Here is a 25,365-nt window from a genome sequence, read left to right on the forward strand (position 1 = left end):
TCAGTGGTGCACGTTGAGCCGCGTGAAAGCGCTCCGGCAGAGCACCACCACCACGACCGTCAACGCGAAGATCCCGCCCCAGACCGGAAGCGATCCCGGTTGCAGTGCGAACGAATAACCCCTGGCCAGCGTCGGCAGCACCAGCACCCCGAGCCACGCCACCACCAGCACCAGCGCGGCCCGCGTCACGCCCATGACCACGCCCAACGCCAGCGTTCCGGTCGTGAACGCGAGGCTCGGCAACAGCGCCAGCCCCAGGTTCGTGTGGCTGAGCCAGCCCGCGACCAGCAGCACCGGCAACACCAGCACCAGCACCGCCGTGGTGCGCCGCAGCACGAGGTCCAGACCGGCCCGCGGGCTCGCGGTCACCACCTCGTACGCCGGGTCCAGCCCCCGCGCCCACGAAGCCGCCACGCCGATCACCGTGAGCACCGGCGCGATCAGCTGCACGAACGACAGGTTCTCCGGGAAGCCGCGGTCGATCAGCACGGCCACCACCGCCACCAGCACTGTCATCACCAGCCACGGCAGCAGCACCGGCGTGGCCCAGCTGCGCAGACCCGCCTTGAGCCGCCGTGGCACCGGCTGCGGCGCCTTGGCCAGCTCCGGCTGCAGCCCGGCCCACACGTCCGGGATCAGCGTGTCCGATGTGGACAGCGCGGCCAGCCGGCCCCGGCACACCGCACAAGTCTCCAGGTGCGCCTCGGCGGCCCACTCCTCGTCGCCGGGCAAGGTTTCGCCGGCGAGGTAGCCGGTCAGCAGTCGATCGGAGACGTGGTTCATGTCAGGGCCTCCCGCATGGCGATCCGCGCACGGCGCGCCCGCGTTTTCACAGTTCCTTCCGGCAGCCCGAGCAGCACGGCGGTCTCCCGCACGGACAGTCCGTCGAGCACCATCGCCTGCAGCACCTGCCGCAGCTCCGGGGCCAGCGTGCGCAACGCGTCGCCCACCTCGTCGCCGACCGTGCCCTTGAGCGCTTCGTCCTCCGCCGCCGGCGCGGTCACGTCGACCTGCGTCACGACGGGCACCTGCGCGTGCTGTGCCCGCCGCCGAAACGCGTCAACCAGCCGCCTCGCCGCGATCGTCCAGACCCACCCGACGGCCGACCCACCGGCCGCCGCGCCCGCGAACGACCCCGCCGCCCGCCACACCGCCAGGTACGTCTCCTGCATGACCTCGGCGACGATCTGCTCATCCGCACACCGCCGCCGCAACCGCACCACCAGCCACGGCGCCGTCCGCCGGTAGAACTCCTCGAACGCCACCCGATCACCACGCGCAGCCCGGCGGACGAGCTGTTCCTCGTCCACCTCGACCACGGGCTTCTGGTGCTTCACCTCAGGCAAGACGCCGCGAATCATCCCACGGTTCTCAGTGCGGTGTGGTTTGAGTCACACGAGCGAGCGCAGGTGCGTCCGTGCTGCTGGAGGGCGGAGATGACCGTCGATCAGCTCACGCGCCCCGCCACCCGCGTCAGACCACCGCGCGCAGGTGCATCCGCGCCGCCGGTGGCAGCGGCGCCGCCTCCGGCGTAGCTCGAAACGCCTGGATCGCCAGCGCCGCGAATCGGCGCGAAGCGGCGACGCGGACCTCCGGCGACGACGCCTGGATGCCGTTGTTCGCCATCAGCACCAGCACCAGGTCGTCCACCACGAAGTCGGGGCGCAGGTGGCCGGTGGTTTTCGCGCGCAGGGCCAGCTCGGAGATGGCGGCGAGGGTGGCGTCGCGGGCGGCGGTGAAGTCGAAGGCGCGCGGGAAGCGCGAGAGGAAGGCCGCGGTGAAGCCGCGGTCGCGGGCGTGGACGTCGAAGAGCTTTTCGATCACCAGGCGGAAGCCGAGCCACGGGTCGGGGGTGGCGAGGCCCTCGGCGACGATCTCCTGGCACAGGGGCAGCTGGTCGGCGAAGGCGGCGCCCGCCAGGTCCTCCTTGGTGGGGAAGTGGCGATACAGCGTGGCGGGGCCGACGCCGGCGCGGCGGGCGACCTCGCGCATCGGCACGTCGAGGCCCTCGGCCGCGAAGACCTCGCGGGCCGCGGTGAGGATGCGGTCGCGGTTGTCGCGCGCGTCGGAGCGCAGTGTCTGAGGCAAACGGGCTGGCACGCTCTCACTTTAGCCGAAACGGACGCCCCCGTCCGTTAGCGTCGCGGGCATGAAAGCAGTGGTGATCGAAGAGTTCGGACCGGCCGAGGGACTGCGGGTCACGGAGGTGCCGGAACCGGTTCCGGCCGCCGGGCAAGTGCTGATCGAGACCGAGGCCATCGGGGTCGGCGGCGTCGACGCGGTGATCCGCCGCGGCACGCTGAACAGCTACGGCTTCCAGCCCGGGTTCATCCCCGGCAGCGAGGTCGCGGGCACGGTCGTGGCCGTCGGCGAGGGCGTCGACGAGGGGCTGAGAGGCCGACGGGTGTGGGCGTTCGCCGGGATGGGCGGTGGTTACGCGGAGCGCGTGGCCGCGAGTGACTTCCTGCCGATTCCCGACGCGCTCTCGAGCGAGGACGCCGTGGCCATCGGCACCTCCGGGCCGGTCGCGCACTTCGCCCTGGAGCAGGCGCACTTCCGGCCCGGCGAGACCGTGCTGGTGCGCGGCGCGGCCGGGAGCATCGGCGTTTCGGCGATCCAGCTGGCCGTGCGCGACGGAGCCAAGGCCGTCGCCGTCACCACGTCCAGTGCCGAGCGCGGCGAGCGGCTGAAAGCGCTCGGCGCCACCCAGGTCCTCGACCGCGCGGGGACCGGCGACGATCAGTACGACGTGATCATCGACCTCATCGCGGGCGAGCACCTGCCCGGCTTCTTCGACAAGCTCAACCGCAACGGCCGTCTCGTGGTGGTCGGCATCGTCGGCGGGATGCCGCCGGCCGACTTCGGGATGAAGCTGATGCAGGACTTCCGCCGGTCGCTGTCGTTCGTCACCTTCAGCGCCGACACCGTGTCGCCCGAAGCCATGCGAACCGTCCGCGAAGAACAGTTCCGCAGCAAGGACTTCAAGGCCGTTGTGCACGAAGTGCTCAAGCTCGACGAGGCCGCCCTCGCCCACCAAAAGATGGACGACGGCGAGGTCTTCGGGCGGATCGTGCTCAAGCCCTAACCGAGCTCGTTGGCCGTCCGGATGAAGTCGCGGACGGACGTGACCGGGTCGCCCGAGCGCACCAGCGCCTCGCCGACCAGCACCACGTCCGCGCCCCAGCCGCGGTACTCCGCGACATCACCCGGACCGGCCACGCCCGACTCCGCCACCCGCACGCGATCGGCCGGGATCTGCGGCCCGAGCGCCTTGAACACGGTCCGGTCGACCTCCAGCGTCGTGAGGTCGCGGGCGTTGACACCCAGCACCTGCGCCCCGGACGCCACCGCGCGCGCCAGCTCGTCCTCGGTGTGCGACTCGACCAGCGGCGTGAGACCCAGCTCCACGGCGAGGCCGTGGAGCTCGTCCAGCAGGGCACCTTCCAGCGACACCACCATCAGCAGCGCCAGGTCCGCGCCGTACGCGCGCGCCTCCCACAGCTGGTACGGCTCCACGATGAAGTCCTTGCGCAGCACCGGAATCCCGACGCGTCCGCGCACCGCCTCCAGGTCCGCGAGCGAGCCGCCGAAGCGCCGCCGCTCGGTCAGCACGCTGATGGCCGACGCGCCGCCCTCTTCGTACTGGGCCGCGAGCGCGGCCGGGTCGGTGATCTCGGCGAGCGCGCCCTTGCTCGGACTCTTGCGCTTCACCTCGGCGATGATCGACACGCCCGGTGAGCGGAACGCGGGCAGCGGGTCCCGCGTCGGCGGCAGATCGCGCACGCGGGCCTGCAGGTCCGCGAGCGACGTCGTCCGCTTGCGATCTTCCAGATCCTCGCGCACACCTTCGAGGATCCCGTCCAGCACGCTCATACCCACTCCTCCGACGACCGGCCTCCATCGTCAGCCCGCGGCGCGAAGATGGCACGCGGGAGTGCGCGCGATCACTGCGTGACGTACCACGCGAGGCACACAGGGTGGCCGAACTGACTCAACAGCTGTCCGAAAAGCCCGTTACGGCCAGAACTTGCGCCAGCCGTCGGCCTCCAAGGTGGACGGTTCCACGCCCGCCTCGCGCGCCGCTTCCTCCGCCGCCCGCACGTCGCGCGCGAACTGCTTCGCGACGGCCCGCAGTTCACCCTCGGGATCGGTTCCGGCGCGACGGGCCGTGGCCGCCGTGCGGAACAGCTGCGCCGCCGGCGCCGAACCCGCCGGGAACAGGTCGAGCGGAATCCCCGCGCGCCCGCTGCGCTGGCCGAGCTTCGCGGCGAGCGCCACGGCCGGCTGGCCGAGCGCCACCCCGTCCACAATGGACCGGCGCTGCTTCTCGACCTGCTTGAGCTCTTCCCACTTCAGTTCCTGGTCGCCGGCCGTGGCCACGCGCGCGGCACCGGCGAACACGTTCGGGTGCCGCCCCACGAGCTTGGCCACCAGATCCCGCGCCACGTCGTCGATCGTGAACGGCTCGGTGGCGTCCTCGGCCGCCACGCGCGCGTGGAAGAGCACCTGCAGCAGCACGTCGCCGAGCTCTTCACGCAGGGCTTCGCGGTCGTTTTCCTCGATTGCTTCGAGCAGCTCGTAGGTCTCTTCGACCAGGTACTGGCGCAGCGAATCGTGCGTCTGCACCGCGTCCCACGGACAGCCGCCGGGCGAGCGCAGCGTGTCCATCACCTCGGCGGCTTCGACGAGCGGCGCCACCGGCGTCTCGATCACGCGCGCACCCGCGGCCACCAGCGCGGTCGCCTCAGGCGACGCCACCGAGTCCGTGATCAGCACGACGTCGCCGCTGATCGCGGCCGGCAGCGACGGGACGCCGAACAGCGAAGCGTCCACGTCCGAAGCCGCGTACACACCGGCCGAACGCAACAACCCGACGGCCGCGGCCGGAACGGTCGCCCCGTGGGCGACCACGACAACCGAGCCGGTCACTGCCGAGTTCACTGCTGGGCCGGAGCACTACCCCGGACCGGCAGCACGATGCCCTGGAGGCTGTTGGCGTTGGCCGCGAGGTCCATGCCCACCGGGTCCCACACGCCGTAGCGCGGGTTGATCTTGAAGTCGACCTGGCTCACGTACGGCTGCAGCAACCGCACCCCGATCGCCCCGATCTGGTCGGGCGTCGGCTGCTGCACCTGGTCGGTGGCCACCGGCTTGTCGGTGGCGCGCTGCTTCACCACGGCCGTGACCCACCACGTCGGCGCGCTGGTGGGGTTGGGCTGGAACGCGATGGCCGTGTTGGCCGGAACACCGAACAGCACCGTCGCGGCGTCCTCCGGCGACGACAGCGCGGGCGCCTGCTGCCCCACGTTGCCCTGCGCGCCGTTCTGCACCTCGGCCTGGATCGCGCCCGGGCTGGCCGCGTACTCCTGGGCCTTCTGGATCGCCTGGCTGCGCGCGGTGGCCGGGTCGATGGCCGGCGTCTCGCTGTCGGACGTCGGCGCCCCGATGCTCGTGTAGTCGAAGTTCACCGCCAGCGTCGGCAGGTACTTCGCGGCGAGCTGCTGCTCCAGGTACAGGTCCGTGAGCGCCTCACGGTGGTCGCGCGCCCGCTGCACGAGCTGCGTCACGGCCGCGGGCTGGTCCTGCGCGAGGTTCTCCGGCATCTCGCCGGCGAGCGGGTCGCCCTGCGCGAGTGCGGCGGAGATGGTGGCCGGGTCGGCCGTGATGTGCTCCTGCGCCGCCGCCTTCTGCACCACGGAGTGCAGCAGCTGCTGGCGCACGATCTCCCGGCCCACGAGGTCGAGCTTGTGCTGCGCGGCAAGCTGCTTCGCGTACGGCTGCTCGCTCAACGACTTGTCGATCAGGCCCTGGACCTGGTCGATGGTGGTGACCTGACCGTCGATGACCGCCGCCGTGGTCACCTGGCTCGGGCCCGCACCGCACCCGGCGAGCAGGAGACCACCGGCAACGACACCCGCCAGCGCGCTGGTCCGTTTTCCGACCCCAGGGCGCCCCATGATCCGCATCACAGGCCATACCCTCTCACACGTCCGCCCCCGAAACGCAACACCATCGAGGTCGGTTCGACGATATTGTCGACTTATGGACTCTTGGTTGTCGATCGAGGTCCTCGATGGGGAGTTTTCCGCGCGCAGCTGGCAACGCGCACACGGCGACAACCTCACCGAGGCCGCCCTGACCCACGGCGCCGAACAGTGGACGTGGCACGTCCACCGCTGGGGCGTGACGCTGGAGATCGAGTTCGCGGATCTGGCTCAGCGGGAGCGGTTCCGCGGCCTGGCCGCCGTGACGGCCGCACTGGACGCGGTCCCGGATCCGGACCGCGGGCTCGTTGTGTACAACGGCCGCGGCGGCGGCTCGGGCACACGCGTGCCCCGCACGCCCCGACCACTGCCGATGGCCGGCGCGGGCGCGCTGCCTACGCCGAAAGAGGAAGTCCGTTTACAGCTGGCGACAGGTGAGCCGCCGATGTTCCAGCTCAGTGCAGGCGGCTGATCAGTTCAGGCGGTTGAGTAGTTCATGCCAGGCAGCCGCGGGGACGGTGATGTGACCGGCCTCGCGGTCCTTGGTGTCCCTGACCAGCACTTCGCGACCAGTCGCGACCTCAACACAAGCATCGGCGTTGGTGTAGCTGCTCGTGCGCCATTCGATCGGCATACTTTTACTCCTCACAGGGCCGGTCAGAACTGAAGCGGCAGGTCCTCGTCGGTGCCGGGATAGCACTCGGCGACGAGGTCGGTGATGAACTGTTTCGAGTCGGCCTCGTTCAGCGCTTGCGCGGTCAACCCCCGGCAGACATTGCGGTACATGGCGATCTCTTCCGGATCTTCGAGGAAGAGATTGACTGCTTCGGTGTCGATGTACACCACCGGATCAGCTTCTTCGAACTCCAGCAGTTTGAAGCTGCCGGCCACTGCCGCGTGGGAGCCCGCGGATGCGGGCACGATCCGGATCGTGATGTTCGGCCGCACCGCGAGCCGCAGGAGGTGGTAGAGCTGCTCGGCCATCAGGTCCGCTCCGCCGAAATCAAGCCTCAGCACGAACTCGTGCACGAAGATGTCGAACTTGATCCGCGATTGGTCGAGTACATCGCGGCGCTTCATCCGCCGATTGACATACCCCTCGAGATCCCCCTGCAGGTTGACCGCAGTCTCCATCTGCGCTCGGCAGTACCGCTCAGTCTGCATGAAGCCAGGAATCAAGTTTGCCTGGAAAGCGAAGATGGATGAGGCCTCGGCTTCGAAGTTCTCCAACGTTCGCAACCGGCGCCTGCGCCGGTCCAGCGGCGACTCCACAAGGCCGAACTTGTCCATGTCTTCACACAGCGCATAGATCTCATCGGCTTCCTCGCCGACGACACCCATGAGCGTGAGCATCTTGACCACGTCGATGTACTTGCTGCCCCGCCGCGCGTTGAACATGTTGGAGATGCGGGTGGGCGGCCAGTCCAACCGGCGCGCCATCTCGCGCACACCCCAATGGTGTTCTTCCATCAACTCTCGCAAACGAACACCGAGCTGGCGGCCGCGCACAGTCGAATAGCGATCATGCATACGACAGACGGTAAGGCCGAATCTACTTCCTCTCCAAGGTTTCCGCTGGTAGTTCGCCCGAACGTCGAGCTGTTTCCAGCCCGGGACACCTCACACGGTCGCGGGTGTTTTCGTGAGCTGGGTCAGCAGCTTCGCGCACCAGTCGAGCAGTTCCTGGTCGCGTAGCGTCGGCGCGCCCATGCGGCCGCCGGCCGGGCCCTCCGTGGGTTTGGGGACCGAGACCGTGTTCGTGATGGCCTTGAAGGTCGCCTTCGGGTACAGGCGCTTGAGCCGCACCATCTGCGAATCCGCGAGCGGCAGGGGTGCGAAGCGGATGGTGTTGCCCTGCACGGCAACCTCCGTGACACCGGCCGCGCGGCAGGTGTGGCGGAAGGCGGCGACGGCGAGGAGGCGGGTGACCGGGGCGGGCGGCTGGCCGTAGCGGTCGATGAGTTCTTCGCGCACCGCGTCGAGGCCGGCGGTGTCGGGGGCGGCCGCGATCTTGCGGTAGGCCTCCAGGCGGAGGCGTTCGCCTTCGACGTAGTCGTGGGGGATGTGGGCGTCGACGGGGAGGTCGACGCGGACTTCCGCGAGTTCCTCGTCCTCGGAAGGCTCGGCGCCCGCGTGGCGGCGGAAGGCTTCGACCGCTTCGCCGACCAGGCGCACGTACAGGTCGAAGCCGACGCCCGCGATGTGGCCGGACTGTTCGGCGCCGAGGATGTTGCCGGCGCCGCGGATTTCCAGGTCCTTCATGGCCACGGCCATGCCGGCGCCCAGCTCGGTGTTCTGGGCGATCGTGGCGAGGCGGTCGTGGGCGGTTTCCGTGAGCGGGGTTTCGGGCGGGTACAGGAAGTAGGCGTAGCCGCGTTCGCGGCCACGGCCCACGCGGCCGCGAAGCTGGTGCAGCTGGGCCAGCCCGAGGAGATCACCGCGTTCGACGATGAGGGTGTTGGCGTTGGAGATGTCGAGGCCGGTTTCGACGATGGTGGTGCACACGAGCACGTCGTACTCGTTTTCCCAGAAGCCCTGGATGATCTTTTCGAGCTTGTCCTCGTTCATCTGGCCGTGGGCCGTGACCACGCGCGCTTCCGGCACCAGTTCGCGGATGCGCTTCGCGGCCTTCTCGATGGACGACACGCGGTTGTGCACGTAGAAGACCTGGCCGTCGCGCAACAGCTCGCGGCGGACGGCGGCGCCGACCTGCTTGTCGTCGTAGCCGCCGACGTAGGTGAGGATCGGGTGGCGGTCTTCCGGCGGCGTGAGGATGGTGGACATCTCGCGGATGCCGGCGAGCGACATCTCCAGCGTGCGCGGGATCGGCGTGGCCGACATGGTGAGCACGTCGACGTGGGTGCGCAGCGCCTTGATGTGTTCCTTGTGCTCCACGCCGAAGCGCTGTTCCTCGTCGACGATCACGAGGCCGAGGTCCTTGTAGCGGATACCCGTCTGCAGCAGGCGGTGCGTGCCGATCACGATGTCGACCTCGCCGGCGGCGAGCTGCTCGAGGATCACGTCGGACTCGGACTTGTTCGTGAACCGCGAAAGGCCCTTGATGGTGACCGGGAACGACTGCATGCGCTCGGTGAAGGTGTTGAGGTGCTGCTGCGCGAGCAGCGTGGTGGGCACGAGCACGGCCACCTGCTTGCCGTCCTGCACCGCCTTGAACGCGGCGCGCACGGCGATCTCGGTCTTGCCGTAACCGACGTCGCCGCAGATCACGCGGTCCATGGGCACGCCGCGTTCCATGTCGGCCTTGACCTCGTCGATGGCGGCGAGCTGGTCGTTGGTCTCCTGGAACGGGAACGCGTCTTCGAGCTCGCCCTGCCACGGCGTGTCCGGGCCGAAGGGGTGACCGGGCGCGGCCTGGCGCGCGGCGTAGAGCTGCACGAGCTCGGCCGCGATCTCCTTGACCGCCTTCTTGGCCTTGGCCTTGGTGTTCTTCCAGTCGGAGCCGCCGAGCTTGCTGAGCGTGGGCAGCTCGCCGCCGACGTAGCGGTTGACCTCGTCGAGCTGGTCGGTGGGCACGAACAGGCGGTCGCCGGGGTGGCCGCGCTTGGAGCTCGCGTATTCCAGCAGCAGGTATTCGCGCGTGGCGCCGGCGACGGTGCGCTGCACCATCTCGACGAAGCGGCCGATGCCGTGCTGGTTGTGCACCACGTAGTCGCCGGCCTTCAGGGCCAGCGGGTCGACGGCGTTGCGCCGCCGCGAGGGCATCTTGGCGTTGAGGTCCTTTGTGGACGTTCCGGCGTTGGCGCCGCGACCCGTGAGGTCGGCTTCCGACAGCACCACGAGGGCACGCTCGGGTGAGACGAAGCCGTCGACGAGGGCGCCGCACACGACCGTGACGATTCCCGCGGGCGGGACGTCGACGAGGCCTTCGCCGGCCAGCGTCGCGGGCACCTCGGCGGTCATGAGCTGCTCGACGGCGCGCGTCGCCGTGCCGTGGCCCGCGACGACGAGCACGCCGGCGCCGCGAGCGGCCACGTGGGCACGCAGGTCGGTCATCGCGCGCTCGAACTCGCCTCGGTACGCGGGCGCGGCCTCGATGCCGACGCGGTAGACGTCGGGGTCTTCGCTGCTCAGCTGTGTGATCGTCCACCAGGAGCGCTTGGTGTCCTGCGCGTGGGCGGCGATCTCGGCGAGGTCGCGGTAGGCCGACGCGCCGAGGTCGATCGGCGCCTGGCCACCGGCCGCGGCCGTGGTCCACGACGCTTCGAGGAACTCCTGGCCCGTGCGCACGAGGTCGGCGGCGCGGGCGCGGATCTTCTCCGGGTCGGCGAGCAGCACGTGGCTGCCGCGCGGCAGGGCGTCGGTGAGCAGCGTGAGCTCACCCGCGCAGAGCACCGGGATGAGGGCTTCCATGCCTTCGACCGGGATGCCCTCGGCGAGCTTGGTGAGCATTTCGGCCAGCTGCGCGTCGGCCTCGTAGGTGACGGCGAGCTCGGCGGCCTTGGCCTTCACATCGGCTGTGAGCAGCAGCTCACGGCACGGCGGCGCGGTGACGTGCTGGATCTCGCCCGGCAGCGACCGCTGGTCCGACACCGCGAACGCGCGGATCTCGCTGACCTCGTCGCCCCAGAACTCCACGCGCACGGGGTGCTGCGCGGTGGGCCCGAACAGGTCGAGGATGCCACCGCGCACGGCGAACTCGCCGCGCTTCTCCACCATGTCCACGCGCGTGTACGCGAGCTCGACCAGGCGATCCAGCAGGCCTTCGAAGCTCTGCTCCTCACCCACGACCAGGTCGACCGGCGCCAGCGAGCCCAGACCCGGGGCCATCGGCTGGATCAGGCTGCGAACGGTGGAGACGACGACCTTCAGCTCGTCGTCACCCTGGTGCAGCCGGTGCAGCACTTCGAGCCGCCGCCCGACGGTGTCGGCCCGCGGCGAGAGGCGCTCGTGGGGCAACGTCTCCCACGACGGGAAGTCGACCACTTTGTCCCGGCCGAGCAGCGCTTCGAGCGCCGCGGTGAGCTCATCGGCCTCACGGCCGGTGGCCGTGACGGCCAACACATGGCGGCCCGCGCCACCTGCGGTTTCGGCCTCCGCAAGCGCGGCGGCGACCAGCTGGCGCGCGGTCACGGCGCCCTGCAGCTCGAGCAGCGGGGCGCCGGCGCGTTCGACAACCCCGCGCAGGGCCGGGTCGGGGAGGATGGCTTGGAGGAGTCCGGACAGTGGAGCGTCGGTCACGCATCCAGACTACGTCGCGGCACCGACAGAACGGGGGCGGCCCGGGCAGGTGGTCAGGGGTGCCTGCAGGTGGCGGGGGTCGGTGGGGTTGGTCTCTGGGGTCACCGGCGGCCTGGCGGAGCCGTGTGGGCGGGGCGGTGGCGTGGTGGGTTTGGGTGATTTGGGGCGTTGAAGGCGGAGGGGCGGGGGAGGTTATCCGGGGTCGCCGGGGGTGGCGGGCCAGGGGGCTGGGGCTTCGGGTGTTCGGGTGTTCGGATGTTCGGATGTTCGGGTGTTCGGCGGTGTGGTTGCGGAGGGTGTTGCCGGATTCCCGGGAGCCCAGCCGCAGAGGACGTTGCTGAACCCCGGGCCAGATCCGCTGTTCGTATTCCCGGCACCGCACCGCGGCCCCTTGGCCGACCCTGCCTGCTACCCCAACCCCCGCGACGACAAAGCCCCACCCTCCCGGGGGCCGCCCAGGTTCCATTCTACCGGGGCACACCGACAAAACCCGGCGATCGGCCGAGTTGTCCACAGCGGGCCCGAGTTGTGGACAACTGCGCCCGACCCGCCGAAAGGCACGCGCCCATGCGACGCGCGAACGCCGCCGTTCGAGCCGACGCAACACCGCCACACAGGCCCGGATACACCGCCGACGATGCCCGAAATTCGCCACGCGAAGCGAACCGCGCCCGCGGACACGGCGATTCCGAGCCGAAGCAACACCACCACACCGACCCCGCCACACCACCACCGACGATGCCCACATCACCAGCCAGTCGAAGCAAACCCCGCAGCACCTGGACTTCCCGGCAACGTCCAGCGCGACATCCGACCCCCGGCGCACAAGCGCCCGCGGGACCACCCCGCGAGGCGACTGTGCGACACGAAAACCAAAGCGACACGAACACCAAAGAGACAAAGAGACAAAGAGGCAAAGAACCGCCTCACCCCACCACCTTCACTGCTTCACCAACGTCCCCACATTGATGTGCGGCCAGTCGATGTCCAGAAAATTCAGGATGACCGTCTGCGTGTACTGCAGCTGCAGGAACTCCCCCAGCACCGGATCCGACACCTTCTCGATCCAGAACACCGCCGTCATACTGGTCGCATTGGCATTGGTCACCACAAAGGGAATGTTCTGGATCCCACCCGCGGACCCACCGATCACGTCCGTTGTGGACAGTGGCAACACCACCGTCTCAGTGATCTTCTGGTCCTTGATCGCCTCCGTCAGCACCACATTCGGATTGGCGATGGCCCCAGCCGGAATCCCCGGCGGCAGCGGCGTGGTCGTGAACGGCGCCAGGTACGGAGCACCCACAACGGGCTGGCCGGTCGCGTGGGTGGTGGGCGTGGAATCAGCCGGGTCGATGCGCGGGCCGCCCTGCACGGTGAGGGGCTGGCCCTGCGCGAGGAGCGCGTCGCCGTGGGGGATGGTGGCCAGGCGGGCCACGGTTTCCGGGGCGGTGGGCGCGGTGGTGGCCGGGACGTCGATCCATTGGCCCGTCTCGAAGTGCAGCGCGCCGCCCGTGACGGCGTCGCTGATTTGCTGCGTGTAGTGCACGCCGCGGAAGAAGATGTCGTCCTGGGCGGAGCCGCGGTTGGGCACGGGGGCGCCGATCGGGGCGAACTCCAGCGTCTCCTGCGTGGCGCTCAGCTGAAGAAAAAACGGCTGGTTGTCGTGTTTGTCGGGGCGGGCGATGAGGTTGAACCCGCGGCCCATCCAGCGGCCGGGCAGCTCGCGCAGGGAGCGCAGCGTCGCGAGGTCGGCGGGGGCGCCGGCGCGGAACACGTGGGCGGTCATGGCGTAACTTCCTTTCCGTGGCAACGGATCCCCGCGTTCGGAGATCCGTTGCGAACACGGAACGGAAGCTCGTCCAGGTTCACGGGTTCACTCGTTCGAGCGAGTTCACCGTCGCCTGGGGAAGCGCGGAATGGCCTAACGGGCCGGATTCCGCGACTTCGGTGGCACTCAACGGTTCCAGTCGGGGTCGCCGATCATGACCGCACATCCTTCCGTGTCGTCGGACTGTTGCCGGTGACACGGATGGGCAGTGTTGATCGGTTCAAGTAAGTTGGGACACAACTTCGGCCACGCGCGGAAGTTGCCGCGCCACCGCCGAAGGATCGAGCGCGCCGATGCGGATGAGCACGTGGTCCGCACCAGCGTCGGCGTACGCGCGAAGCCCGGCGGCCACGGTCGCCACCGGCCCGGTCAGCATCGTCTGGATCCCGCCGATCACCGACAGCGGACGCCGGTACGTCCCTTGCGCGTAGTCCTCCAGCACGCCCTGGCCGCGGTCGGCGTCGTCGTCCACGTACACCGTCGCGAACAGCGCCGGCGTGAACGGACGTTGAGGACGAATCGCCGCGAGGCCGCGACCGTAGTCAGCCGGGTCGGGCGGGTACGGAAGCCAGCCGTCGTACAGCGAGCCGGCCCGACACAGCGCGGACGGCGTCGCCCCCGCCAGCCAGATCGGCGGCCCGCCCGCGCGCGCCGGCCGCGGCACATCCGGCAGCCAGTCGTAGTGCAGCACCTTGCCGTGGAACGAGCGCGGGGCGCCGGTCCACAGCTCGCGCCACAGCCGCACGACGTCGTCGAGGTGCGAAAACCGCGTCTTGAACCGCACGCCCACCAGCTCGAACTCCGGCTCGCTGAAACCAGGGAACCCGGCACCGACCCCGACCACCAGCCGACCGCCGGACAGGAGGTCGAGCGAGGTCAGCGTCAACGCCGCCTGCACCGGGTGCCGGAACGCGGGCAGCAGCACCGCCGTCCCGATCGTCACGCGCGAAGTGGCCTGCGCGACGGCCGTGAGCAGCGTGAGGGGTTCGAGGCGGGCGCGCACGATCGAGTCGCCGGCCCACACCGAGTCGAAGCCGAGCCGCTCGGCCTCACGCGCCAGGTCCACGATCGCGGGGACATCGCGCAGCTGAGCCAGCCCGGCCGGCAGAAGAAGTCCGAATTTCATGCCGAGAAGCTTTCGACGCACCAGGGTCTCGCGGCAATTCCCCGCGGGGAATGGCGCGCCCGCACGGCTTCTGCTTGCCTGGCGGCATGGACATGGCGTTCCCCCAGGCACTGCGCGACGCGCGGACCCGCCGCCGCCTGAGCCAACTCGACCTGGCGACGCGCGCGGGCACCACGCAGCGGTACGTGAGTTTCCTCGAACGCGGCCGTTCGACGCCCGGGCGCGGCATGGTCGTGCGCGTGGCCGAGGCGCTCGGCCTGCCGCTGCGCGAACGCAACGCCCTGCTGCTCACCGCCGGCTTCGCCCCGGGCTACGCCGAAACGCCGCTGGACGACCCCGCGCTCGCGCCGGTGCTCGGCTCGCTGCGCGCACTGCTCGACGGGCACCGGCCGTACCCGGCGCTGATCGTCGACCGCTACGGCGTGCTGATCGCCGCGAACGACGCGTTCGCCCTGCTCACCGAGGGCGTGGCCGAACACCTGCTGCGCCCGCCCGTGAATGTGCTGCGCCTGGCCCTGCACCCCGACGGCATGGCCCCGCGCATCACCAACTTCGCCGACTGGGCCCAGCACGTGCTCGAACGCCCGCGCCAAGGCCTGCCCGACCCGCGCCACCGCGAGCTGCTGGACGAACTCACGTCCTACCTGCCGGCGCCGGCGCAACCGTCGGCCGATCACCTCGGTTTCGCCGTGCCCCTGCACCTCGAAACCCCGCTCGGCGACCTGCGGCTGATCACCGCCATCACGCGCTTCACCACGGCCGTCGACGTGACGATCGCCGAGCTGAGCCTGGAGACGTTCCTGCCGGCCGACGCGGAGACGGCCGCCCGGCTCAGGCCGGCGTGACGCGCAGCAGCTTGTCGTCCGAGCCGTTGGACGTGGTCACGTAGAGGCTGCCGTCCGGGGCGGAGCGCACGGCGCGCAGGCGGCCGAAGTGCTCGTCGAACTCCGGCGGCAGCGTCACGTGCGTGACGTGGGCGGCGGCGTCGAGGTGGAGCAGCAGAATTTTCTGGCCCTTCAGCGCCACCACGGCCAGCGCGCCCTCGTTCGGGCCCCACTGCGGGCCGGTGAGGAACGCGTCGCCGGAGGTGGCCTCGGTGATGTTCCCCGAAGTCCACAGTGGACGCACTGCGTTCGGGAACCGCGTGGTGTCCGTCATCGGCACGCTCTCGTCGTAGGAGGAGTCCGTTCCGCCCTTCGACGGGTCCCAGCCGTAGTTGCCGCCGGGCTGGATCAGGTTCACCTCGTCGTCGAAGGTGGGGCCGTGTTCGGACGTGAGGATCTGGCCGGTGCCCGGCCGGATCGCGACGCCCTGGATGTTGCGGTGGCCGTAGGTGTAGATCAAGCGCTCACGCGGGTCGGTCGAGGAGATGAACGGGTTGTCCGGCAACGGTTCCCCGGTCTTGGCGTTCATCCGCAGCACCTTGCCGCCGAGGGCGTGGCGGTCCTGCGCGATCGTGGAACGCGCGGTGTCGCCGGTGCCGACGAGCAGCGCGCCGTCGGGCGCCAGCGTGGGGCGGCAGCCGGAGTGGCGTCCGCTCGGGTTCACGGGCAGGCCGGTGAGCAGGTCGCGCGCCTTGGTGGCGCTGGCACCGTCGGCGGCCAGGCGCCACGTGACCAGCCGGACGTCGACCGCGCGGCCGCCTTCCTGGTGCGTCTGGCAGGTGGTGAACTCGCGCGAAGCCGCGAAGTCCGCCGCCAGGACCAGGCCCATCAAGCCGCCCTCACCCTGCACGAGGACGTCGGAGAAATCGGCGCGCACCTGCGTGGTCTGCCCGCCGCGGATCAGCGCGAGCTTGCCCGGGCGCTGCGGCACGAGCAGCGAGCCGTCGGGCAGGAAGCCGATGTCCCAGCCGTGTTCGAGGCCGCCGGCGACCGTTTCGACGTGGAACGCGCCGCTCGCCGCGGAAGAGGGCGCGCTCGTGAGAGGAGGTGACGGCGAGGCCACTCCCGTGCATCCCGCGGCGAACGCGGCGACCACTGCCAGCAGCACTCCGGGTTTGCGCATGCCGTCCAGTTTGCCCGAAAAATCGCTCACTCACCCGGCCGGACCAGGCCCGATTCGTACGCGAACACCACCGCGTGCACGCGATCACGCAGGCCCAGCTTGCCGAGCACGCGCCCGACGTGCGTCTTCACCGTCGTCTCGCCGATGAACAGCTTGCCCGCGATCTCGGCGTTGGACAGGCCGCGCGCGATGAGGCCGAGCACGTCCTTCTCGCGTTCGGTGAGCGTGTCCAACTGCGGTTCGGCGACCGGCCGCGCGGTGAGGTAGCGGTCGAGCAGCCGACGCGTGACCGAGGGCGACACCATCGCGTCGCCGCGCAGCACGCCGCGGATGGCCACCAGCATCTCGTCCGACGGCGCGTCTTTGACCAGGAATCCGCTCGCACCCGCGCGCAACGCCGAGTAGGCGTATTCGTCGAGGTCGAACGTGGTGATCACGAGCACCCGCACGTCGGGCAGCTCGGCGCAGATGCGTTCCGTGGCGGCGACGCCGTCGAGCACCGGCATGCGCACGTCCATCAGCACGAGGTCGGGCCGCCGTTCACGGGCGATCGCGATGGCGGCGGCGCCGTCGCCCGCCTCCGCGACCACCTGCAGGTCCGGCTGACTGTCCACGATCATGCGCAGGCCGACGCGTACCAGCTCCTGGTCGTCGCAGATCAGCACCGAGGTCATGCCGGCTCTCCCGTTCGCAGTGTCGCCCGCACGCGGAACCCGCCGCCGGGCAGCGGGCCCGTGTCGAGCTCGCCGCGGTAGAGCTCCACGCGCTGGGCCATGCCGGCCAGCCCGCGCCCCGACGACGGCAGCCCGGCCGCGACCGGCAACCGACCGCCGGTGTTGATCACCTCGACGAGCACTTCGGCCCGCGTGAACTCCACGCGCACGCGAGCGGTGGCGTCGGCGGGCGCGTGTTTGAGCATGTTGGTGAGCGCTTCCTGCACGATCCGGTAGGCCTGCAGCGCGGCGCCGGCCGGCGGGTCCGTGCCGACCACCTCGAGCTCGACGTCACGCCCGGACTGCTCCACCAGCGCGCGCAGCTCCTCCAGCGTCGGCTGCGGCGTGCGCGCGGGCTCGCCGGCGTGCATCACCTCCAGCAGCCGCCGCAGCTCGGCCAGCGCGCCGCGGCCGGTGCGGCCGATGGTGTCGAGCGTGCGGTCCACGGCGTCGGGATCCTGGTGGCGCGCGAGCTTCGCGCCTTCGGCGTTGAGCACGATCACGCTCATGCTGTGGGCCAGCACGTCGTGCAGCTCGCGCGCGATCCGCGTGCGCTCCTCCGCGACGGCCGCGCGCGCCTGCGCCTGCCGCTCCGATTCGGCGAGGTCCGCCCGCAGCCGTTCCTCGTCGGTTAGCTGCTCCTTGGCGCGGAAGAACTCGCCGAGCGCCCACGCCGCGACGTGCAGCGGCAGCACCCCGATGATCGTCAACGTCGGGTTCTGCGTGTGGACTCCCCAGGTGAAGCCCCACTCGAACTCCAGCACCAGCACGGCGGCCGCGACGAGGCCACCGAAGAGCCGATCACCCTTCTTGACCAGCGTGAACAGCACCACGGCCAGCGCCAGCTCGCTGCGGCCGCGGTCATAGGCCCACACCTCGTTGGTGTACACCGCGACCACGCCGGCCACGATCAGCACCGCCGTGGTCCGCGGGAATCGCCGCCGCACCAGCAACGGCAACAGGAACACCAGCGGCACCATCTGCAGCGACCACGACTGCTTGGCCGCGATGTTCGGGCCGAGCAGCAGGAACACGGCGTACAGCGGCAGGTCGAGCGTCCAGCGCTGCCTGCGCACCCACATCACGAGTCCTCGCACGCCTTCGACGCTAACCGTTTCGGGGCTTCTGCCGCGTCGTTCCGCGGTATTCTCAAGGTCCTCCGATGGGACGATGTGGCGGGGCCGTTCGGCTGATCCGCGGCTACCGGGCGCGTCCCTAGCTTCGGAGACATGTCGATCACCACGGAGTTCTTCCGCCACCCCTTTCTCACCGGCGCGATCGCCGCGAGCTCGGGCTCGCTGGCCGCCGCCATGACCCGCGATCTCGGGCTGGAATCCGCCGCGTCCGTGGTGGAGCTCGGGCCAGGTACGGGGGTGTTCACGGCGTCGATCGTGGATTTGCTGCCGCCTTCGGCCTCGTTCGCTGCCATCGAGATCAATCCGCGGCTGGTGGCTTCGCTGCGGCGGGCGTTCCCGTCGGTCTCGGTGGTTTCGGGGTCGGCGGAGCAGCTGGCGACGTTGTCGGCCGCGCCGTGTGACGTGGTGATCTCCGGCCTGCCGTGGACGGCGATGCCTGCTTTCCGCCAAGTGCAGGTGTTGGACTCGGTGTGCGCGGCGCTGTCCTTGTCCGGCCGGTTCACGACGTTCGCCTACGCGCACACCGCCTGGACACCACCCGCGCGCCGCTTCGCGCGGCTGCTGCGGAGCCGGTTCTCGGTGGTCGAGCGCACACGGGTGGTGTGGGGCAACCTGCCGCCCGCGTACGTCTACCGCGCGGCGTTGCCGGTTCGCCACCTCGGGGCGCTGCGTGAACAGCCTGCTGCAGCCGCTTCTTGACGCGCCCGCGGTTGTCGTCTACGTCGTGTGCGGGCTGATCGTCGCGGCGGAAACGGCACTACTGCCCGGGATTGTGCTGCCGACACTGTCCACTTTGCTCATGATGGGCTTCCTGGTCCAACGCGGGACGCTGACGCTGTGGGTGGCGCTGACGGTGTGCGTGTGCGCGGCGGTGCTCGGGGATCAGGTCGCGTATTGGGAGGGGCGGGTGCTGGGGCCTCGGCTGCGGACTTCGCGGCTGGGCCGGCGGATCGGTGCTGCGCGGTGGGATCGGGCGGAGGCGGTGGTGGCGCGGTACGGCGTGCCGGCGGTGGTGGCGGGGCGGTGTCTGGCTGGGGTGCGGACGTTGGTGCCGCGGATCGCGGGGTCGGGTGGGTTGTCGTATCGGAGGTTTGTGGTGAGCAGTGTTTGTGCGGCGGTGGTGTGGGCGGGGGTGGAGTTGTTGGGTGGGCAGGTGGCTGGGTGGGTGACGCTGGGGTGAGGTTGGGGGTTTTGTTGGTACGGAGGGGACTCTGGGGCTGTCCACAGCTTTGTCGAGTTGTGGATAAGTTGACCGATGGAGTGCTCGTTTGGGGTTTTTGTCGGTGGGGGCCGGTAGAATGGGTTCGGGGACGCCCCCCTCGGGAGGGCGGGGCTGTGTCCGGCGGGGGTGCCCCCTCGGGAGGGCAGGGTTTCGGCAAGGTCGTTGTGGTGTTTAGGGGTGTATTCCGAGCTGGGTGAGGGGCTCGGGTGGGGTTGTGTGGCGTAGTCCTGCGGCGATGTTGGTGTGTCCGGCGTGGCGGAGTGTGCTGGTGGTGAGGTTGCGGAGGGTGGGTGGCCATGAGGCGGGGTGTGGTGCCGGTGCGAGCGCGGGGTGCGTCTTCGGTGTAGGTGACGTCGCGGATCCAGTGGAGTTTGTTTTCGATGTGCCAGCGTCTGCGGACGTAACGTCCGATGCGGGCGGGCTTCATCCGTTGCCACATATCGGTTTACGCGGGCATCGAACCGTGCTCCCAGCAGCGCCGGCACGTGTTGCGGCGCATCCGCGGCCCACTCCCCGATCGCGGTGAAACGTCCTCGGCCCGGCCGCCACCGCCACCGGCGCCAGGATCGAACCGATCGAATGCCGCACGCCCCGCTGATGTCGCAGGTCGTGCACCATGGCCAGGTGTTTACACAGGTCACCCGCCCGTCCAGCAGCAGCGTCCACCGCCACCACCGGCGCCAGACGATCAAGCGCAGCAGAGATCAGGCACGATGACACAGCGGGCACGGCACTCTCACGTGATCACGCGACCCAGACACTCACATGATCAACAAAGACCGTGCCCGCCCCACAACCAGGATCGAAACCTTTGCCGGAACCCTGTTCAGCGAGGGGGGGCTGTGCCTGGGTGGGGGTGCGGACGTTGGTACCGGCCAGGGTGAAGTGGGCCGCTGACCACGGCATTGCCGAGCTGTGAATGATGAGGCCGTGTCGCCAGTTTCCCGTTCGACGGAAGGACTGAGCTGTGCCCGACCGACCTGAGATTGTCTGCATCTGCGGTTCTGCCCGGTTCGTCGACGAGATGCGTGCGGCGAACCGTGATCTGACGTTCGCAGGTGTCATCGTCGTGGCGCCGGGCGAAGCGGACGAGTTGATCACCGGCGAGCAGAAGACCGCGCTGGACGCCCTCCACCTGCGCAAGATCGACCTGGCTGACCGGGTGCTCGTCGTCAACCCCGGCGGGTATATCGGCGAGTCCACCAGCAGAGAGATCGCCCACGCCCAAGCCACGGGCAAGCCGATCTCGTTCACCGAGCCCGGCTGACCAGCAGACGCCTCGTGGTGCGCGTGTGCAACGAGTCTATGCAGCCTCGGAGCGTGGTGGAATCGAAGACGCCCGGCAGGGCTGTGTCCGGCAGGACAAGCAAAACTGCCTCACCCGGCGCCGAACGCACCACCATTCACATGCAAAACCTGCCCCGTAATATGCCCCGCCCCACGACTCGCCAGGAACAACACGGCTTGCGCGACATCCTCCGGCCGCCCCTCGCGTTTGTTCATCGTGTTCGCGACCAGGCGGTCGCGGCGTTCGTCGGTAAGCTTGCCGTGGAAGAACTCCGTGTCGACGATCAGGCCGGGGGCGACGACGTTGGCCGTGATGGCGCGGGGGCCGAGGACGCGGGCGATGTCGGCGTTCCAGGCTTCGAGGGCGGCTTTGGCCCAGCCGTAGGAACCGGCGCCGGTGTGGGCGGCGATGGAGCCGATGGTGATGATGCGGCCGCGGTCGGCGAAGCGGTCGCGCAGGCCGGCCGTGACGAGGGCCGCGGTGAAGACGTTGGCGCGGAAGTTTGCGGTCCAGGCGGTGTCGAGGGTGGCGAGGTCGGTGTTGTCGTCGCGGAGGAAGTCGGTGTTGCCGCCGGCGTTGTTGACCAGGACGTCGACGCGGTCGGGCAATTCGGGCAAAGCCGCTTCGACGGCCGAGGAGTCGCCGGCGTCGAACACGACCGGGCGGGCGCCGAGCAGGGCGGCGGCCTCGGTGAGCACGCTCTCGCGGCGGCCGGTGATCGTGACCTTGTCGCCCTCGGCCGCGAACGCGGCGGCGATGGCGTAGCCGATGCCGGTGCCGCCGCCGGTGACCAGTACTTCGCGCGTCATTCGTAAAGGTCCTTTCCCCAGTGGACGAACACCGACCGTACCGGGCCCGGCCTAGGATCGGCCGTATGAACGAGATCGACCCCGCTTCGACGGCGCTGGTGCTCGTCGACTTCCAGGAGCGGATCGTCGCGCTGCCGACGACGCCGTTCACCGGCCCCGAGGCGGCCGCCAACGCCGTGCGCCTGCGCGACGCCTTTTCCGAGGCCGGCGCGCAGATCGTGATCATCCAGGCGCGGCGGCCGGGCTCCGAGGACTCGCCGGTGATCCCCGAGCTGGCGCCGCGCAACGGTGAGAAGCTCGTGGTCAAGTCCACCATCGGCGGCTTCTACAACACCGACCTGCACGCCCACCTGCGCGAAGCCGGCGTGCGCACCACCGTGTTCGGCGGCATCGCCACGGAGTTCGGCGTGGAGTCGACCCTGCGCGCCGCCGCGGACCACGGCTACCAGGTGATCGCCGTGTCCGACGCGATGACCGGCCTTTCGGCCGTATCGCACCAATCGTCGACCACACACATCTTCCCGCGCCTCGGCGCGGTGCTCACCACCGCCGAAACCCTTGCGGCACTGCGATGATCGGCAAAAGCAGATGATCGACAAGATCGCGTGGCTTCACGTGGTGGACGGCCGCGTGCTCGCCGCCGTCTCCGCCGGCAAATCCACCTGGTACCTGCCGGGCGGCAAGCGCGAACCGGGCGAGTCGGACACCGAGACGCTGGTGCGCGAGATTCGCGAGGAGCTTTCCGTGTCGCTCGACCCGGCTTCGCTGCGCCCGGCCGGCGTGTGGGAAGCCCCGGCGGACGGCCGCGCGGACGGCACCGTCGTACGCATGACCTGCTACACCGCGACGTACTCCGGCACGCTCGCGGCTTCGAGCGAGATCGCTTCCTTCGCGTGGCTCGCTTACGCCGACCGCCCCCGCGTGTCGGCCGCCGTGCAGCTGATCTTCGACGACCTCCGCGCGCGGTCGCTGCTCAGCTGAGCTTCTCCGCCATCGCCTGCGCCAACGCCGTGAGCCCCGACAGCGGCCGGATCATCACCACGAGCTCGTCGATCTCGCCGGCTTCGTTGGTGCGCAGGAAGTCGCACCCCTCCACCTCCCGGTCGCCGACGCGCGCGCGGAACACCAGGGCGTGCCCGCGATCGTCCGCGAGCTCGCGCTCGTAGCGGAAGTCCTCGAACGTCGCCATCGCGGCCCGCAGAATCGCCTCGACCTGCGCCCGCCCCTGGTACGGGTTGTGCACGGCCGGGCTGCGGAACGTCGCGTCCTCGGCGAACAGCCGCACGGCGGCTTCGAGGTCCTGGGTCTCGATGGCTTGGCGGAAGGTCTTCATGGGGTTGATCGTCGGGGATCAAGCCCCCGAGAGACAACCCCCGCAACCTCAGCCCCACAAACGAGGCTTGTTCTCCAAATGCGAAAGCCCGTTCCAAGCCAAATTCACCAAATGCGCCGCCACCTCATCACGCTTCGGCTTGCGCGCTTCCAGCCACCACTGCCCCGTGAGCGCCACCATCCCCACCAACGCCTGGGCGTACAGCGCGGACAGCTTCTCCTCATACCCCCGCGCCGCGAACTGCTGGGCGAGGATGTGCTCGACCTGGCCCGCGATGTCGTTCAGCACCGTGGAGAAGGTGCCCGTGGAGCTGGCCACCGGGGAGTCGCGCACGAGGATGCGGAAGCCGTCGTGGGAGTCTTCGACGTAGCTGAGCAGGGCGATGGCCGCCTGTTCGAGCATCACGCGCGGGTGGCCGCCGTGGAGGGTGTTGACCATGCGGTCGAGCAGGAGCTGGGTCTCGCGGTCCACCACGACCGCGTAGATGCCTTCCTTGCCGCCGAAGTGTTCGTAGACCACGGGTTTCGAGACGTTCGCGCGGGCCGCGATCTCTTCCACCGAGGTGCCGTCGAAGCCCTTCTCCGCGAACAGGGCCCGCGCGACGGCCAGGAGTTGCTGCCGTCGTTCGCTGCCCGTCATGCGGACGCGCGTGGCCGGCGCCGCCGGTCGGGCGCCCGCCACGCCGGTGGCTGCCGCTGCTTCGCGCTTCGCTCGTCGTCGCCCCGCCATTAGCAGGAGGGTAGCCGCACGGGGTCACGCCGCCGGAGTGAGCACCGTTCGGTCGAACGCGCCGCCGTGGGCCGCGGCGTGCGCGACGGCCTCGTTGACCTCGGCCAACCCGAAGCGCGTCACGTGTTCGGGCGCCAGGTCGAGCGCGCCCGACGCGAGGAGGCGGATGAGCCCGACGTTCGCCGAGCGCGGGTACATCCACTGGCCGCGCACGGTCACCGAGTTGCGCATCAGCCACGGGTACGGCAGCGCAAACTCATCACCGCCGAGCATGCCGACGCCGCCCATCAGCACCACCCGGCCCTGCTCGCGCACGGTCATCGCGGCGGCCCGCGAGGCGGACGCCGGAGCCTGCGGCGGCAGGAGGTCGAGCACGAGGTCCACCGGACCGCGCACCGCATCACCCAGCGACACCGGCTCCACGCGCGCGCCGAAGCGGCGCACCAGCAGGTCGAGCACCGCGTGGTTGCGGCCCACCGCCACCACGCGCCCGGCGCCCATCGCGAGCGCCACGGCCACCGCGCAGCTGCCCAGGTTGCCGGTCGCGCCGCTGACCAGCACCGTCTCGCCGGCCGCGAGCCCGCCGGCGAGCAGCCCGCCGTACGGGATCAGGTGCCAGCCCAGCGCGGCCCACCGCACGGGATCCACACCCGGCGGCAGCGCGTACACGTTCTCCGTCGGCACGCGCATGAGCGAAGCGAACGAACCGTCGTGGAAGTGCCGGGCCAGGCGCGCCCCGCCTTCGCCGCGGGAGCTCCAGCCCTGCAGCGTGATGTCGGGTGTGAGGGCGTCGTCGCGGGCGCGAACGGTCGAGTCGCACCACACGACGTCACCCACCGCCACCTTCGTGGCGTCCGGCCCGATCCGCACCACCCGCCCGATGCCCCCGACCCCCGGCACCACGGGCGGCTCGAGCGGGTAGCGCCGCGCGCCGCTGAAGACTTCGTCGGCGTACGGCGGCACGACCGTCGCGAGGACTTCCACGAGCACCTCGCCGTCGGGCGGATCGGGCACCTCCCCCACGACCAGCGGTGATCCGAAAGCGGTGAGAGTGGCTGCGCGCACGAGAGGACCTTTCGCTCCGTTTCGATCACGCTAAGTCCGCACCACCCCATGCCGGAAGCGAAGATCAGGAACCCCAGGCATGCCTATCCGGCATGGTCGAACGCCGTGGCCCGAGCCACGCCCTCCCACGTGGTCAAATCCCCGCGCACCTGGTCGAGGTGCGTCCCGATGGCCTCGACCGCGTCGGCACCCAGCGCCAACCGCAACGGTGGCTCCGGAGCGTCCAACGCCGTCAAGATGGCCGCCGCCGCCTTCGCCGGGTCCCCGGCCTGCGTGCCGTCGGCGTCCACGACCATCCGACGGGTCGGCCCCACTGACTCCGTGTAGTCCTCGATCTCGTCGACGCTACGGCTGGTGCTCCCCCACAGCCCGGTCCGGAACGCGCCCGGCTCCACGATCAGCACCTTGATCCCCAGCCGCCCCACCTCGTCGGCCAGGCCTTCCGACAGGCCCTCCAGCGCGAACTTCGTGCCGCTGTAGGCCGAGAAGCCCGCGAACGACAGCTGCCCGCCCAGGCTGCTCAGCTGCACGATCGCGCCCGAGCGCCGCGCGCGCATGTGCGGCAGGGCCGCGCGGACGAGGGCCGCCGGGCCGAACACGTGCACGTCGAACAGTGAACGCAGCTCCTCGTCGGTGGTCTCCTCGAACGCGCCGACGTGGCTGCGGCCCGCGTTGTTCACCAGCACGTCGAGCCGGCCGTGGCGCGCGATCACCGAAGCCACGGTGGCGTTCACGCCGGCGAGGTCCGTCACGTCGAGCGCCACCGCCTCCACCTGGTCCGGGTGCGCGGCGACGACGTCCGCGAGCGTTTCGGGGCGCCGGGCCGCCGCGATCACCACGTCGCCGGCGGCCACCGCGGCCGCGGTGAGCGCGCGCCCGAAGCCGCTGTTCGCACCGGTGATCAGCCAAACCCTGCTCATGTC

27 protein-coding genes are annotated in these 25,365 nt (G+C 70.2%); 8 read left to right on the forward strand and 19 right to left on the reverse strand.

Annotated features, from left to right (window positions below; all coding sequences use genetic code 11):
• The 3 genes from VSH64_RS30775 to VSH64_RS30785 form a co-directional block, all read right to left on the reverse strand.
• Positions 1-783: a zf-HC2 domain-containing protein gene (locus tag VSH64_RS30775; RefSeq protein WP_326566249.1), complete on the reverse strand. Its 783-nt coding sequence runs from the start codon at positions 781-783 to the stop codon at positions 1-3.
• Positions 780-1,337, reverse strand: a complete 558-nt coding sequence (locus tag VSH64_RS30780) for an RNA polymerase sigma factor (RefSeq protein ID WP_326838064.1) — start codon at positions 1,335-1,337, stop codon at positions 780-782. Before VSH64_RS30780 ends, VSH64_RS30775 begins: the two co-directional genes overlap by 4 nt.
• 136 nt (positions 1,338-1,473) lie before the next feature.
• Positions 1,474-2,100, reverse strand: a complete 627-nt coding sequence (locus VSH64_RS30785; RefSeq protein WP_326566250.1) for a TetR/AcrR family transcriptional regulator — start codon at positions 2,098-2,100, stop codon at positions 1,474-1,476.
• Positions 2,101-2,149: 49 nt separating this feature from the next.
• Between VSH64_RS30785 and VSH64_RS30790 the strand changes: the two genes are divergently transcribed.
• Positions 2,150-3,085 carry a zinc-binding dehydrogenase gene (locus tag VSH64_RS30790; RefSeq protein WP_326566251.1) on the forward strand — a complete coding sequence of 312 codons (936 nt, stop codon included), beginning with the start codon at positions 2,150-2,152 and terminating at the stop codon, positions 3,083-3,085.
• Here VSH64_RS30790 and trpC read toward each other — a convergent pair.
• The 3 genes from trpC to VSH64_RS30805 form a co-directional block, all read right to left on the reverse strand.
• Complete coding sequence (trpC, locus tag VSH64_RS30795) at positions 3,082-3,873, reverse strand: indole-3-glycerol phosphate synthase TrpC (RefSeq protein ID WP_326566252.1); 792 nt, start codon at positions 3,871-3,873, stop codon at positions 3,082-3,084. The genes VSH64_RS30790 and trpC overlap by 4 nt on opposite strands.
• A gap of 141 nt (positions 3,874-4,014) precedes the next feature.
• Positions 4,015-4,929, reverse strand: coding sequence for a MazG family protein (locus VSH64_RS30800; RefSeq protein WP_326566253.1), 915 nt, complete (start codon positions 4,927-4,929; stop codon positions 4,015-4,017).
• Between the two features lie 8 nt (positions 4,930-4,937).
• Positions 4,938-5,957, reverse strand: coding sequence for a hypothetical protein (locus VSH64_RS30805; RefSeq protein WP_326566254.1), 1,020 nt, complete (start codon positions 5,955-5,957; stop codon positions 4,938-4,940).
• Positions 5,958-6,042: 85 nt separating this feature from the next.
• Here VSH64_RS30805 and VSH64_RS30810 point away from each other — a divergent pair, with 85 nt between their 5' ends.
• Positions 6,043-6,456, forward strand: coding sequence for a hypothetical protein (locus VSH64_RS30810; RefSeq protein ID WP_326566255.1), 414 nt, complete (start codon positions 6,043-6,045; stop codon positions 6,454-6,456).
• Here the strand turns inward: VSH64_RS30810 and VSH64_RS30815 are convergent, their stop codons facing one another.
• From VSH64_RS30815 to VSH64_RS30835, 5 genes are all read right to left on the reverse strand, one after another.
• On the reverse strand, positions 6,457-6,618 hold the full coding sequence (locus VSH64_RS30815; protein ID WP_326566256.1) for a DUF397 domain-containing protein: 162 nt from the start codon (positions 6,616-6,618) through the stop codon (positions 6,457-6,459). It abuts the gene before it with no gap.
• 23 nt (positions 6,619-6,641) lie between these two features.
• Positions 6,642-7,514: a helix-turn-helix domain-containing protein gene (locus VSH64_RS30820; protein ID WP_326566257.1), complete on the reverse strand. Its 873-nt coding sequence runs from the start codon at positions 7,512-7,514 to the stop codon at positions 6,642-6,644.
• Between the two features lie 90 nt (positions 7,515-7,604).
• A complete protein-coding gene (mfd, locus tag VSH64_RS30825; RefSeq protein WP_326838065.1) occupies positions 7,605-11,168 on the reverse strand; it encodes a transcription-repair coupling factor in 3,564 nt (1,187 codons plus the stop codon).
• Positions 11,169-12,123: 955 nt separating this feature from the next.
• Positions 12,124-12,972 (reverse strand): heme-binding protein, encoded by an 849-nt coding sequence (locus VSH64_RS30830; protein WP_326566258.1) that lies wholly within the window; start codon positions 12,970-12,972, stop codon positions 12,124-12,126.
• Positions 12,973-13,234: 262 nt separating this feature from the next.
• On the reverse strand, positions 13,235-14,140 hold the full coding sequence (locus VSH64_RS30835) for an LLM class flavin-dependent oxidoreductase (protein ID WP_326566259.1): 906 nt from the start codon (positions 14,138-14,140) through the stop codon (positions 13,235-13,237).
• A 92-nt stretch (positions 14,141-14,232) separates the two neighbouring features.
• On the opposite strand from VSH64_RS30835, the gene VSH64_RS30840 reads away from it, so the two are divergent.
• Positions 14,233-14,985 carry a helix-turn-helix domain-containing protein gene (locus tag VSH64_RS30840; RefSeq protein WP_326838066.1) on the forward strand — a complete coding sequence of 251 codons (753 nt, stop codon included), beginning with the start codon at positions 14,233-14,235 and terminating at the stop codon, positions 14,983-14,985.
• Here VSH64_RS30840 and VSH64_RS30845 read toward each other — a convergent pair.
• Genes VSH64_RS30845 through VSH64_RS30855 form a run of 3 tightly spaced genes read right to left on the reverse strand, consistent with a single transcriptional unit; the run spans position 14,972 to position 17,942 of the window.
• Positions 14,972-16,147, reverse strand: a complete 1,176-nt coding sequence (locus tag VSH64_RS30845) for a PQQ-dependent sugar dehydrogenase (RefSeq protein WP_326566260.1) — start codon at positions 16,145-16,147, stop codon at positions 14,972-14,974. The two genes, VSH64_RS30840 and VSH64_RS30845, sit on opposite strands and share 14 nt — an antisense overlap.
• A gap of 26 nt (positions 16,148-16,173) precedes the next feature.
• Positions 16,174-16,821: a response regulator transcription factor gene (locus tag VSH64_RS30850; RefSeq protein ID WP_326566261.1), complete on the reverse strand. Its 648-nt coding sequence runs from the start codon at positions 16,819-16,821 to the stop codon at positions 16,174-16,176.
• Positions 16,818-17,942 (reverse strand): sensor histidine kinase, encoded by a 1,125-nt coding sequence (locus VSH64_RS30855; protein ID WP_326838067.1) that lies wholly within the window; start codon positions 17,940-17,942, stop codon positions 16,818-16,820. The genes VSH64_RS30850 and VSH64_RS30855 overlap by 4 nt, the downstream gene beginning before the upstream one ends.
• 147 nt (positions 17,943-18,089) lie before the next feature.
• Here VSH64_RS30855 and VSH64_RS30860 point away from each other — a divergent pair, with 147 nt between their 5' ends.
• The 3 genes from VSH64_RS30860 to VSH64_RS30870 all read left to right on the forward strand — a co-directional run bounded on the left by VSH64_RS30860 (position 18,090) and on the right by VSH64_RS30870 (position 20,485).
• Positions 18,090-18,695, forward strand: a complete 606-nt coding sequence (locus VSH64_RS30860) for a class I SAM-dependent methyltransferase (protein ID WP_326566262.1) — start codon at positions 18,090-18,092, stop codon at positions 18,693-18,695.
• Entirely contained in the window at positions 18,667-19,176 is a 510-nt protein-coding gene (locus tag VSH64_RS30865) for a DedA family protein (protein ID WP_326566263.1), read from the forward strand. Before VSH64_RS30860 ends, VSH64_RS30865 begins: the two co-directional genes overlap by 29 nt.
• Positions 19,177-20,185: 1,009 nt before the next feature.
• On the forward strand, positions 20,186-20,485 hold the full coding sequence (locus VSH64_RS30870; protein WP_326566264.1) for a hypothetical protein: 300 nt from the start codon (positions 20,186-20,188) through the stop codon (positions 20,483-20,485).
• A 110-nt stretch (positions 20,486-20,595) separates the two neighbouring features.
• Here VSH64_RS30870 and VSH64_RS30875 read toward each other — a convergent pair whose 3' ends face one another.
• Positions 20,596-21,315, reverse strand: a complete 720-nt coding sequence (locus VSH64_RS30875) for an SDR family NAD(P)-dependent oxidoreductase (protein ID WP_326566265.1) — start codon at positions 21,313-21,315, stop codon at positions 20,596-20,598.
• Between the two features lie 65 nt (positions 21,316-21,380).
• Here VSH64_RS30875 and VSH64_RS30880 point away from each other — a divergent pair, with 65 nt between their 5' ends.
• Both VSH64_RS30880 and VSH64_RS30885 read left to right on the forward strand, forming a co-directional pair.
• A complete protein-coding gene (locus VSH64_RS30880; RefSeq protein WP_326566266.1) occupies positions 21,381-21,890 on the forward strand; it encodes an isochorismatase family protein in 510 nt (169 codons plus the stop codon).
• A 13-nt stretch (positions 21,891-21,903) separates the two neighbouring features.
• Positions 21,904-22,296, forward strand: coding sequence for an NUDIX hydrolase (locus VSH64_RS30885; RefSeq protein ID WP_326566267.1), 393 nt, complete (start codon positions 21,904-21,906; stop codon positions 22,294-22,296).
• On the opposite strand, the gene VSH64_RS30890 is transcribed toward VSH64_RS30885, so the two are convergent.
• The 4 genes from VSH64_RS30890 to VSH64_RS30905 form a co-directional block, all read right to left on the reverse strand.
• Positions 22,289-22,648, reverse strand: a complete 360-nt coding sequence (locus tag VSH64_RS30890) for a nuclear transport factor 2 family protein (RefSeq protein ID WP_326566268.1) — start codon at positions 22,646-22,648, stop codon at positions 22,289-22,291. The genes VSH64_RS30885 and VSH64_RS30890 overlap by 8 nt on opposite strands.
• Positions 22,649-22,696: 48 nt before the next feature.
• Positions 22,697-23,287 (reverse strand): TetR/AcrR family transcriptional regulator, encoded by a 591-nt coding sequence (locus tag VSH64_RS30895; RefSeq protein ID WP_326838068.1) that lies wholly within the window; start codon positions 23,285-23,287, stop codon positions 22,697-22,699.
• Between the two features lie 114 nt (positions 23,288-23,401).
• Entirely contained in the window at positions 23,402-24,442 is a 1,041-nt protein-coding gene (locus VSH64_RS30900) for an alcohol dehydrogenase catalytic domain-containing protein (protein ID WP_326566269.1), read from the reverse strand.
• Positions 24,443-24,525: 83 nt separating this feature from the next.
• Positions 24,526-25,362, reverse strand: coding sequence for an oxidoreductase (locus VSH64_RS30905; RefSeq protein WP_326566270.1), 837 nt, complete (start codon positions 25,360-25,362; stop codon positions 24,526-24,528).
• Positions 25,363-25,365: the final 3 nt, after the last annotated feature.

Source organism: Amycolatopsis rhabdoformis, from assembly GCF_035918295.1.
Classification (GTDB): Bacteria; Actinomycetota; Actinomycetes; order Mycobacteriales; family Pseudonocardiaceae; genus Amycolatopsis; species Amycolatopsis rhabdoformis.